General features: G+C 73.6%; 10 protein-coding genes. 9 read left to right on the top strand and 1 reads right to left on the bottom strand.

The features are described 5' to 3' along the window. From OZN99_RS17415 to OZN99_RS17390, 6 genes are all read left to right on the top strand, one after another. Positions 1 to 1,210: FlgK family flagellar hook-associated protein (locus OZN99_RS17415; RefSeq protein WP_270936532.1), on the top strand; the 1,210-nt coding region annotated here is incomplete at its 5' end. A 13-nt stretch (positions 1,211 to 1,223) separates the two neighbouring features. Then, positions 1,224 to 2,264: a flagellin gene (locus OZN99_RS17410; RefSeq protein WP_270936531.1), complete on the top strand. Its 1,041-nt coding sequence runs from the start codon at positions 1,224 to 1,226 to the stop codon at positions 2,262 to 2,264. Between the two features lie 202 nt (positions 2,265 to 2,466). Continuing rightward, positions 2,467 to 2,943 (top strand): flagellar biosynthesis repressor FlbT, encoded by a 477-nt coding sequence (locus tag OZN99_RS17405; RefSeq protein ID WP_270936530.1) that lies wholly within the window; start codon positions 2,467 to 2,469, stop codon positions 2,941 to 2,943. Positions 2,944 to 3,106: 163 nt separating this feature from the next. After that, positions 3,107 to 4,249, top strand: a complete 1,143-nt coding sequence (locus OZN99_RS17400) for a flagellin (protein WP_270936529.1) — start codon at positions 3,107 to 3,109, stop codon at positions 4,247 to 4,249. Between the two features lie 74 nt (positions 4,250 to 4,323). Further along, positions 4,324 to 4,704, top strand: a complete 381-nt coding sequence (locus OZN99_RS17395; protein ID WP_270936528.1) for a flagellar biosynthesis regulator FlaF — start codon at positions 4,324 to 4,326, stop codon at positions 4,702 to 4,704. A gap of 1 nt (position 4,705) precedes the next feature. Next, positions 4,706 to 5,980, top strand: a complete 1,275-nt coding sequence (locus OZN99_RS17390; RefSeq protein ID WP_270936527.1) for a DUF1217 domain-containing protein — start codon at positions 4,706 to 4,708, stop codon at positions 5,978 to 5,980. Here OZN99_RS17390 and OZN99_RS17385 read toward each other — a convergent pair. Continuing rightward, complete coding sequence (locus OZN99_RS17385; RefSeq protein WP_270936526.1) at positions 5,970 to 6,278, bottom strand: hypothetical protein; 309 nt, start codon at positions 6,276 to 6,278, stop codon at positions 5,970 to 5,972. The genes OZN99_RS17390 and OZN99_RS17385 overlap by 11 nt on opposite strands. A 254-nt stretch (positions 6,279 to 6,532) precedes the next feature. Here OZN99_RS17385 and OZN99_RS17380 point away from each other — a divergent pair, with 254 nt between their 5' ends. The 3 genes from OZN99_RS17380 to OZN99_RS33555 all read left to right on the top strand — a co-directional run. Continuing rightward, entirely contained in the window at positions 6,533 to 9,106 is a 2,574-nt protein-coding gene (locus OZN99_RS17380; RefSeq protein ID WP_270936525.1) for an O-linked N-acetylglucosamine transferase family protein, read from the top strand. Positions 9,107 to 9,116: 10 nt separating this feature from the next. Then, positions 9,117 to 10,316, top strand: coding sequence for a DegT/DnrJ/EryC1/StrS family aminotransferase (locus OZN99_RS17375; RefSeq protein ID WP_270936524.1), 1,200 nt, complete (start codon positions 9,117 to 9,119; stop codon positions 10,314 to 10,316). Next, positions 10,313 to 10,416 (top strand): NAD(P)-binding protein (locus OZN99_RS33555; RefSeq protein ID WP_408611857.1); only part of this gene is annotated, 104 nt, incomplete at its 3' end. The genes OZN99_RS17375 and OZN99_RS33555, both read left to right, overlap by 4 nt.

Genomic DNA, 10,416 nt, shown 5'->3' with positions numbered 1-10,416 from the left:
CGGGCGGCTCTCCGGCCTGCGCGCCAGCCTCGCCACGCTGCGCGAGGCGCCCGAGGACGCGATCCGCCGCGGTGCGGTGGTCGCCGCCGCGGAGGACTTGGCCGCGCATTTCAACGGCGTCGCCGCGGCGATCGGCGGTGCGCGCCAGGCGGCGCATGACGCGCTGGTGCAGGAAGCTGCGGCCGCCAACGCCGCGCTCGCGGAGATCGGCACGCTGACCCTCGACATCCGGCGCGAGATCGCCGCCGGCCGCACCGCCGCCGACCTCGAGGACCGGCGCGACCGCGCCATCGGGCGCCTGTCGGAATCGCTCGACGTCTCCGTGATCCGGGGCGGCGCGGGCGACGTGACACTGGTGGCGCGGGGCGGGCTGGTGCTGCCGCTGGACGGATCGGCCGCCTTCTCGGTGGCATCGGCCACCGTCGGCGCGGGCGCCTGGCACGGCGGGGCGGGCACCCTGCCCGGCGTGATGCTCGGCGGGCAGGACGTGACGCGGCGAATCATGGGCGGCCGCATGGCCGCCGCGGCGGAGCTGCGTGACCTGACCCTGCCGCGCATGGCCGCCGAACTCGACCTCTCCGCTGCGCACACCGCCGCGCGATTCGAGGCGCAGGGCCTGCGCCTGTTCACCGATGGCGCCGGCGCCGTGCCCGACGTGACGCTGCCCTATGCCGGCAGTGCGCAGCTCGGCTTCGCCGCGGCCATCGGCGTGAACGCCGCGGTGGCCGCTAACCCCGCGCTGGTGCGGGATGGCACGCATGTCGTCGTCGCCGTGCCGGGCGGGCCGACCGCCTTCGCGCCGAACCCGCCCGGCGGGCCGGCCGGCTTCGCGACGCTGCTGGACCGGCTGCTGGACTTCACCTTCGGCGCGGATGTCGCCGCCGGAGCACCGCAGCCCGCCATTCCCGCAGCCGGCCTGGGGCCCGACGGCACGCTGGTCTCCGGCCTGTCCGGCCTGCTGACGCTGGAGGCGCATGGCGCGGCGCTGGTGACGGAGCAGGCGGCCGCCCGTGCCGGGGCGGAGGCGAGCGGGGAACGCGCGGGCGCGCTGCGGGAGCTGCTGGGCGCGCGGATGCAACAGCGATCGGGCGTCGACGTGGACCGCGAGGTGGCGGCGATGGTGGAACTGCAGAACGCCTACACGGTGAATGCCCGCGTGGTCGCGACGGTGCAGGCGATGTGGGATGCGCTGTTCGGCGCGGTGCGTTGAGGGGCGCTGAGGCATGTCGGTCATTTCCACCATCGGCGGCATGGCACTGGACCAGGCGCGGCTGCGGCTGCGCCTGGACGAGCTGGGCCGGCAGGTCTCAACCGGCCAGCGCGGCGAGACGCATGGCGCGCTGGGCCAGGATGCGCGCCTGGCGATCGACCTGCGCGGCGACCTGGCGCGGCGGGACGCCTATGTCGGTGCCGCCGATGCGGCTCTCGGCCGGATGGACGCGACACAGGGCGTGCTGGCAAGGCTGGAATCAATTGCCTCCGACATCGCGGCGGAGGCGCAGCGCGCGCGCACCTTCGGGCAGACCGCGGTGCAGTCGCTGGCGCGGTCCGCACGGTCCGCGCTGGAGGAAGCGGCCGCGCTGCTGAACACGCGCCACGGGGGCGAATACCTCTTCGCCGGCAGCGACCTGGCCCAGGCGCCGGTGCCGAACGCCGCGGGCATCGCGACCGGTCCGCTGGCGACGGCGATCGCGGCGGAGGTCGCGGCGCTGACGCCGGCCAATGCCGCCCTGGTCCTGGCGAACACCGCGGCGGCTGCGATCGCGCCGGCCACGGCCCCGTTCAACGCGCATCTGGAAGGCCCCGGGCTGGCCGAGCCGCGCCGCGCGGTGCAGGTCGCCGACAACGAACGCATCGCCTGGGGCGTGCTGCCGAGCGAGGACCAGGCCGGGCAGGTCGCAGGCGCCTGGGGGCGGGAGTTGCTGCGCGGCCTTGCCACCCTCGCCGCGTTGACGCCGGCCTCCGCGGCGCAGGGGCAGGGCTATGACGCGCTGCTGGTCGGCGTGGCGCAGGGCCTGTCGGGCGCGACCGCCGGCATCGCGCAGGAACGTGGTGCGCTGGGCGCCGCGGAGAAGCGCGTGGAAGCCAGTCGGGAGCGGCACCGCGACCTGATGGTGGCGATGCGCGCGCAGCTGGCGCGCGTGGAGGAGGTGGACCTGGCCGAGGCCTCCGCGACGCTGCGCCAGACGCGGCTGCGGCTGGAGGCATCCTACGAAACGACGGCGACGATCTCGCGCCTGTCGCTGGCCTCCCTGCTGCGGTGAGGGCGCCTTCAGGTGCGGTTAAGCGCTCCCCGCCATGATTGGCCGCGTCACGCGTCGTCGCCCTCTTTCGCGGCGGCGTGGTGCAGACCCGAGGAACGGGCACGCGGCTGGCCGCGTGGCGGCGAAAATCGCGCAACTGCCGGCAAAGGCCGGCTGCCGGCGCGGCGGCGCATGCCGCTGCGCCGACAGGTAGGAGAGTGGCATGTCCACCTTGGTGCTCGAGATGCGGGCAGGGGACCTCATGGTGGTGAACGGGGCCTCGCTGCGGTTCCGCAGCCGGACCCGCGTCGAACTGGTGGCGCGGGCACGCTTCCTGTTCGGCAAGCAGGTGATGACGCCGGAGGCGGCGAATACGCCGGCGAGGCGCATCTACTTCGCGCTGCAATGCGCCTATGTGGGGCCCGAGGAGGAACGCGAGCAGGCGATGGCCGACGCGCATCGCCTGACCGCCGACTTCCAGGAGGCGACGACGTCGAACATGGCGCGGCAGCTGCTGGAGCGCGCGCTGACGCTGGCCGAGCAGGAGGAGTGGTACCAGGCCCTGCGCCTGGTGCGGCATGTGATGCGCCACGAGGCGGCCGTGCTCGGGCTGGATCCGAACAGCGGCGTGCCGCTGCCGCCGGGAGCCGTCGCGGCGCTGCGCGCGGCGGGCGGTGCGCAGGGCGCGGCCTTCGACTGAGCGACGCTTCACCAGGTCTTCACCCCTTCCGGAGAGGATGGTGGTGACGGGAAGCCGGCGTCTGGCGCCGGCCCCGCCCCGGGCGGATCGCCGCACGGGCCACGCGATCGGGCAGCAAAACGCGAAACCCGGCGCGGAACAAAATGTATGGGAGTAGAGGACCATGTCCTCGATCAACACCAATGTGGCGGCGATGGCCGCCGTGCGGTCGCTCAACACCATCTCGGGCGACATGGGCAAGACGCAGCAGCGCATCGAGACCGGGCTGCGCATCAGCCAGGCCAACCACGACCCCGCCGTCTTCACCATCGCCCAGCGCATGCGCGCCGACCTCAACGGCCTGAATGCCGTCATCGACAGCCAGAATTTCGGCCGGGCCTCGCTTTCCGTCGCGCGCGACGCCGCGACGCGGATCAGCAACGAGCTCGGCCGCCTGAAGCAGACCATCACCCAGGGCCAGCAGCAGGGCCTGGATGCGACGACGATGAACAACCAGATCACGTCCTCGCTGTCGAACATCGACGCCTTCGCCAATTCGGCGACCTTCAACGGCGTGAACCTGATCAACAGCAACACGACCGGCTCGCTGCAGGTGCTGCGCGACATCACCGGTACGGTGACCTCGATCGATTCCTCCGATCTTCGTTCCTCCGCCGGTGGCCTCAACCTGGCGGGGCTGACGGTGAACCAGGGCGCGAACCAGATCTCCTTCAACAGCTCGCTGGCGATCTCGGACGGCGTCGGATTCTCGGTGACGGTCGGCACCACGACCTTCGTCTACGAGTTCAACAACAACGCCTCGCTGGCCGGCTCCCCCGGGCCGAATACCATCGTCCGCGCGGTGGAATTCACCGCCACGCAGTCGCCACTTGCCGTGCTCGGCACGCTGATCCAGGCGATGGCGCAGGACGGCATCAATGCCGGCTTCGACAACAGCGGCAGCATCATCGTCAGCAATGCCACCGCCGTGGCCAATGGTGGCAACGGCACCACCGCGGTCACCGGGGCGCAGGTCGGGCTGATCGGCGGCGCGCAGGGCGCGATCGCGCGGGTGGACGGCGCGATCGACACGGCGGGCACCATCCTGGCGCGCATCGGTGCCTCGCTGCAGCAGGTGGACGGGTTGCGCGACTTCAGCGTGCAGCTGCGAGACAGCTTGAAGGAGGGCCTGGGCGCGCTGGTGGATGCCGACCTGGCCGAGGAGAGCGCGCGATTGACCAGCCTGCAGACGCGCCAACAGCTGGCGACGCAGTCGCTGTCCATCGCGAACCAGCAGAGCCAGTCGCTGCTCAGCCTGTTCCGCTGATATCGAACCGGAAGGGGCGCCCGTGGTGCCCCTTCCGCCCTTCTCCCCCACGCAACCGACCGGGCCGCCGCAGAATGGGTGTCGCACGCTACGCCGCCGCGCAGAACGCCGCTTCCTCGCCGAAGGAGCTGGAACTGCGCGCCTTCCGCTACGTCAACGGCCTGCTGGCCGGCGCCGGGGACGTGCCGGCGCGCGCCACGGCGCTGCAGAAGACGGCGCAGCTCTGGTCGATCCTGGTCGGCGACCTGACGCTCGACAGCAACGGGCTGCCGGACGAGCTGAAGGGCCGGCTGATCTCGCTCGGCATCTGGGCACAGCGGGAGGCCGCGGCACGCATGATGGACGATGCCAGCCTGCAGCCGCTGATCGCGCTGCACCGCGACATGATCGCGGGGCTGGAGGCGCAGGCCGCGTCGCTGCCGCGCCTGCCGGCTCTTGCCGGCGGGGCCGCCTGACATGCTGGCCGGCGTCGGCGCGCAGGCTGCGCTCGCCATCGCCGAACGCCAGGGCGAGGCGCTGCAGGCGCGCTTCGCGGCGCGCCGTGACAATCAGGCCGAGGCCGCGCGGCTGCGGGAGGCCGCCGGCCGCATCACTGATGTCGAAGCGCTGCTGAAGGACCGCCGCACGCTGCGCCTGGTGCTGGAAGCGTTCCAGCTCGAGACCGAGGTGGACAAGCGTGCCACGCTGCGCCGCGTGCTGACGGAGGATCCGGCCGCGCAGGGCAGCCTGGTGAACCGCCTGTCAGACCCGCGCTGGAAGGCGCTGGCGGACGCCTTCGCATCCAGCCGCGCCGTGACGCTTTCGGCCGAGGCGCTGGGGCGGCAGGCGCCGGAGGAGGTCGCGAAGCTCGAACTGAACCGCATCGCCGGGCTGGACTTCCTGCAGGTCCAGGCGCTCACGGCGGAACAGATCGCCGCCCTCGACCCGGCCCAGATCGGCGCCATCTCGGCCGAGGCGATCGGCGGCATGGAGACCGGGGACGTCGCGGCGCTCAGTCGCGCGCAGGTTGCGGCGCTGACCCCGGCGCAGCTGCGCGGGCTGCTGCAATGGCAGGTGGCCGCGATCGAGCCGGAGGACATCTCCGCGCTGTCGCCGGAGCAGTTGCGCGCCTTCTCCCCGGCGCAGCTCACCGCCCTGACGCCTGCGCAGATGGCCGCGCTGGCGGATGACCAGGTCGGCGCCTTCTCCGCCAACCAGGCGGCCGCCTTCGATCCGACGCAGCGCGCCGCGCTGTCGGCCGCGGGCCGGGCGATGCTCGACACTGCCCCCTTCCTGCCGGACGAGGCGCCGCTCGAGACGCGCCGGGCGCCCCTGGCGGACAGCCGGCTCGTGGACCGTGTGATCGCTGGCGCGATGACCAACCGCTTCGAGAAGGCGATGGGCGACGCCAATCCCGGCCTGCGGGAAGCGCTCTACTTCCGCCGCATGGCCGGCCAGGTCACCTCCATCGCGCAGCTGATGAGCGACCGTGCGCTGACGGAGGTCGTGCGCGGCGCGTTGGGCATCCCCACCTCCTTCGGCACGCTGGAGTTCGAGCAGCAGCGCGACCTGCTGACGCGCCGGCTGGACGTGGCGAAGCTGCAGGATCCGAAGGAGGTCGCGAAGATGGCCGCGCGCTACGTCGCGCAACTGCAGCCGGCGCCAGCCGCGAGCCCCGTGCTGTCGCTGCTCGGCGGCGGTGGGCCCGGGCTGGAATCGCTGGTCGGCCGCCGGGTCTCGTTCAGCGCGTGACGTCCAGCCGCGCCGGCGTGTCGGCCTCCGGCGTGGGACCCGAGACGCGATAGGCGGAGAGCTCGCGCGGAGAGGGGATGCTGGCCATCACCTCGCCGGCGGAGTCGCGGAACTCGATGACCACCAGGTTCAACGCTGCGTCCAGTCGCAGCGACGGGTTGGTCACGACCTGCGTTGGGTCGGCCGCGGCTGAGGCGGGTGGCCCCTCGTCGCGCGCGGGCTGCGTGGCGCGCGTCTGGCTCGTTGGGGGCTGGCCCACGGCGACGACCGTGGCGGAGGTGGCGGCATCGCGGATCATGGCGGACTCTTCCGGACGGGGCGCGATCCTGGCGCGCGGGCGGGTCACGCTGCTGCTGACCCCGCATCCGCGCCACCATGCGCGACAAGGGTGGAAGAATCGTTGACGCGCGCGCGGTCACGGTCCGTCAACCCGCGGCGTGGAAGGATGCGGGACCGGCCGGCGGGATCGCGCGGCCGGGGCGGCAGGATGCCGCGTGTCGCGCACCGGGCGCAGCACGCCGTACTGCCGCAGTGAAGCGGGGATGCGCGGGCGTGCTCGACGTTGTGGACCGGGCGACGATGCAGGCAGCGGCGGCCGACACCGCTGCGGCGCTGCTGCTGGAAGGCCACGCGGCGGAAGCCGAGGCGCTGCTCGCCGGGTGCACCGATGCGCACGGTGCGGCGCTGCTGGGCGAGGCCCTGGCGCGCCAGGACCGCCCGATGGAGGCGCTGCCCCACTTCATCTCCGCGCTCGAGCAGGATCCGTCGCAGCCGCTGCACTGGCGCGGCTTCGTCGCGACCCTGGCGCAGGCAGGACTGCTCGATGCGGCGCGGCAGGCGCTGGAACAGGCGGTGGCGCTGGGCCTGCCGCGGGCCGAGGCCGGCGCGCTGGAGATCCTGCTGCGCGTTCAGGCGGAGCACGGTGCGCCCCGCGCCGAGGATCCTGCACCGACCGAAGCCGTCGACGGCACGCCCACGGCGCCCGCTGCAGGACCGCCGGCTGCGCTGGTGGCGGAGGCGAGGCGGCTGGCGGGGCTGTTCCAGCGCGGCCGGTATGGCCGGGTCGCGGCGCTGGCGCGCCAGGCTGTGAAGCGTTGGCCGCACCATGCGACGGGGCATGAGTTCCTCGCCTCTGCGCTCGAGGCGCTGGGCCGTCCTGCGGAGGCGCTGCCGCCGGCGCGCCGCGTCGTTTCGCTGGCGCCGGGTGACGTCGCGGCACGCATGCGGCTGGACCGCCTGATCGCCGCCGCGCATGACGGGTCGGCGACCCACCAGGGCGGCTTCGGCGTCGCGACGCTGCCGCCCGATGCCGGGCCGGCCGCCGCTGCCTGGCAGCGCGCCAACGCGCTGCACCGCGAAGGCCGCACCGAGGAGGCGATCGCCGCCTATCGCGAGGCCGATGCGCTCTGCCCGGACGTCGCGGAACTCAAGCATGCGCTGGCCGCGCTGCTGCAGGCGACCGGCCGGCTGGAGGAATGCGCGGCGCAGCTTGCGCGCGCGGTGGAGGTCAAGCCGCATTCGCTGCATCTGCGCCAGGCGCATGCCGGCGTGCTGCTGCAGCATCTGCGTCATGCGGAGGCGGCCGAGGCCTACCGCGCCGCGCTGGAGCTGGACCCCGACAACGGCGAGACGCTGACCGGCCTGGCGGCGGCGCTGAAGGTGGTAGGCCGACTGCCCGATGCCGAGGCGATGGTCCGCCGCGCGATCGCGGTGGGGGACGACAGCGTCTCGGTGCACGCCACGCTCGGCCACATCCTGCAGCTGCAGGGCCGCATCGAGGAAGCGCTGGCCTGCTTCCGCGCCGCGCTGGCGCGCGACCCGGACGAGGTGCTGGCCGGCTCCGGCCTGCTGTTCTGCGAGACGCATAGCGGCGAGTCCGGCCCGGAGGCGCTGTTCCAGGCGCATCGCGACTACGGCGCGCGGCTGGAGCGGCGCGTCGCGCCGATGCGGCATTCGCGGAAGCTGCGCGCGCATGCCGGGCCGCCGCGGCTGGGCTTCGTCTCCGGCGATCTCAGGGCGCATGCGGTCTCGCACTTCGTGGCGCCGTTCCTGTTCGAGCTGCGGGCCCGCGGCTTCGAGCTCTACGCGTACTCCACCTATCCCACCGCCGACCACGTGACGCATCATCTCCGCCGCGCCTTCGCCTGCTGGACGGAAGCGCATGCGATGACGGATGCGAAGCTGGCGGCGCAGATCGCGGCGGACCGGATCGACATCCTGTTCGACCTCTCGGGGCACACGGCGCATCACCGGCTGGCCGTCTTCGCGGCGAAGGCGGCGCCGGTGCAGGCCAGCTGGATCGGCTATCCCGCCACCACCGGCCTGACGCGGATGGACTACTTCCTGTGCAACGCGATGCTGGCGCCGCACGGGACGCTGGAGACGCAGTTCACCGAGAAGCTGCTGCGCCTGCCCTTCTCCACCGTCTTCGAGCCGTTCCGGGTGGAGCCGCCGGTGGCGCCGCTGCCCGCGCTGACGCGCGGCCACATCACCTTCGGCAGCTTCAACCGGCTGAGCAAGGTGACGCCGGAGGTGATCGCGCTATGGGCGCGCATCCTGCACGCCGTGCCTGGCGCGCGGATGATGGTGGCCGCCATCCCCGACGAGCCCGCCCGGCTGCGCCTGCTGGATGCCTTCGCCGCGCACGACATCGACGCCGCACGGCTCGACACCCAGCCGCGCACCGGCTTCGAGCGCTACCTGGCGCTGCATGACGAGGTGGACCTGATCCTCGACACCTTTCCCTATGCCGGCGGTACCAGCACCTGCTTCGCGCAATGGATGGGCGTGCCGACGCTGACGCTGGCGGGCGACACCATGCAGGCGCGCGTCGGCGCATCGCTGATGGCGCATGTCGGGTTGCACGGCTTCATCGCGACATCGCCGGAAGACTACCTGGCCAGGGCGGCCGCCTGGGCGGCGCGCGTGCCGGAGCTTGCGGCCGTGCGCGCAGGCCTGCGCGACAGCCTGGCGCGCGGCATGACCGACCCGACGCGGGTGGTGGACGGGCTGGAGGTGGCGCTGCACGGCATGTGGCGGCGCTGGTGCCACGGCCTGCCGCCCGAGAGCTTCGATATCGCGCTGGAGGCGGGCTCGATCCTCGATGCGCCGCCCGGCGCGGGCTGAGGAGGACAGCATGGATGGTCTCGCCGGAACGGCGCTGATCCCGCGGCGGGAGCCGGTGGCGATGCCGCGTGCCATCCCGGTGGCGCGGCCCTGGCTGCCGGATGCCGGCGCGCTGCTGCCCTATCTCCGACGCATCGACGCGGCGCGCATCTATGCCAATTGGGGCCCGCTGAACGCAGAGCTGGAGCGGCGCCTGGCCGAGCGGCTCGGCGCCGCCGTGGTGACTGTCTCCACCGCCACGGACGGCCTCGCCTGCGCGCTGCGCGCGGTGCTGGAGGACCGGCCGGCGGCGCAGCGTCGCGGGCTGTGCCTGATGCCGTCCTGGACCTTCGTTGCGACCGCGCATGCCGCCGTCGCGGCAGGGCTCACGCCGTGCTTCCTGGACGTGGACGAGGCGTGCTGGACGCTGACGCCGGATCGCGTGCGCGCGGCGCTGCGCGGCGGGCTGGCGCGCCGGACGGAGCTGCCGGTCTCCGCCATCGTCACCGTGGCGCCCTTCGGCCTCCCGCTGGACCCGGCGCCCTGGGACGAGCTGGCGGCGGGCACCGGCATCCCGGTGGTGATCGACGCCGCCGCCGCCTTCGACGGGCTGCGCGTCGGCATGGCGCCGGCGGTGGTCAGCATGCATGCCACCAAGACCGTCTGCGCGGGCGAGGGCGGCTTCGTCGCGACGCGCGACGCGGACCTGGCGCGGCGCGTGAAGCGCACGGCGAATTTCGGCTTCTTCGGTGCCCGGATCGCGGAGGTGGCGGGCCTGAACGCCAAGCTCAGCGAGTATCACGCGGCGGTCGGCCTCGCCTCGCTGGACCAATGGCCGACGCGGCGCGGCGACTACATGGCGGCCGGCATCGCGCTGCGGGCGGGGCTGGAACCGCTGGGCTGCGGCTTCCTGCCCGGCTTCGGCGAGGCGTGGGTGAGCTCCAGCTGCGTGCTGCGCCTGCCGCCTGGCCGGCGCGCGGCGGAGGTGGCGGTGGCGCTGGGGCTGGACGGCGTCGGGACGCGGGCGTGGTGGGGCGCGGGCTGCCATGCCAGCCCCGCTTTTGCACCATGCCCGGTGGCGGAGGAACTGCGCACCACCGCGCGCCTGGCCGAGACCACACTCGGCCTGCCCTTCTTCCCGGACCTCCAGGCGCCGGATGTCGCCCGCATCGTCACCGCGATGGACAGCGCGCTGGGCGGGCCGAAGCGTCGCCGGCGGCCTGCCGCATGAGCCTGCGCGCGCTGGTGGTCGGCGGCGGCATCGGCGGCATGGCGGCGGCGCTGCTGCTGGCGCGGCGCGGCTGTGTGGTGACGCTGCTGGAGGCCGGGCC

This window comes from Falsiroseomonas oryzae, assembly GCF_027856955.1.
Taxonomy (GTDB): domain Bacteria; phylum Pseudomonadota; class Alphaproteobacteria; order Acetobacterales; family Acetobacteraceae; genus Falsiroseomonas; species Falsiroseomonas oryzae.
The sequence above is the reverse complement of the archived record's forward strand: the minus strand, read 5'-3'. Positions and strand labels throughout refer to the sequence as shown.

Bases quoted from the DNA above. Each gene is read 5' to 3' on its own strand.
- OZN99_RS17400 (WP_270936529.1), top strand. From the start codon at position 3,107: ATGTCCTCGATCAACACCAATGTGGCGGCGATGGCCGCCGTGCGGTCG.
- OZN99_RS17405 (WP_270936530.1), top strand. From the start codon at position 2,467: ATGTCCACCTTGGTGCTCGAGATGCGGGCAGGGGACCTCATGGTGGTG.
- OZN99_RS17395 (WP_270936528.1), top strand. From the start codon at position 4,324: ATGGGTGTCGCACGCTACGCCGCCGCGCAGAACGCCGCTTCCTCGCCG.
- OZN99_RS17390 (WP_270936527.1), top strand. From the start codon at position 4,706: ATGCTGGCCGGCGTCGGCGCGCAGGCTGCGCTCGCCATCGCCGAACGC.
- OZN99_RS17375 (WP_270936524.1), top strand. From the start codon at position 9,117: ATGGATGGTCTCGCCGGAACGGCGCTGATCCCGCGGCGGGAGCCGGTG.
- OZN99_RS17410 (WP_270936531.1), top strand. From the start codon at position 1,224: ATGTCGGTCATTTCCACCATCGGCGGCATGGCACTGGACCAGGCGCGG.
- OZN99_RS17385 (WP_270936526.1), bottom strand. From the start codon at position 6,278: ATGATCCGCGATGCCGCCACCTCCGCCACGGTCGTCGCCGTGGGCCAG.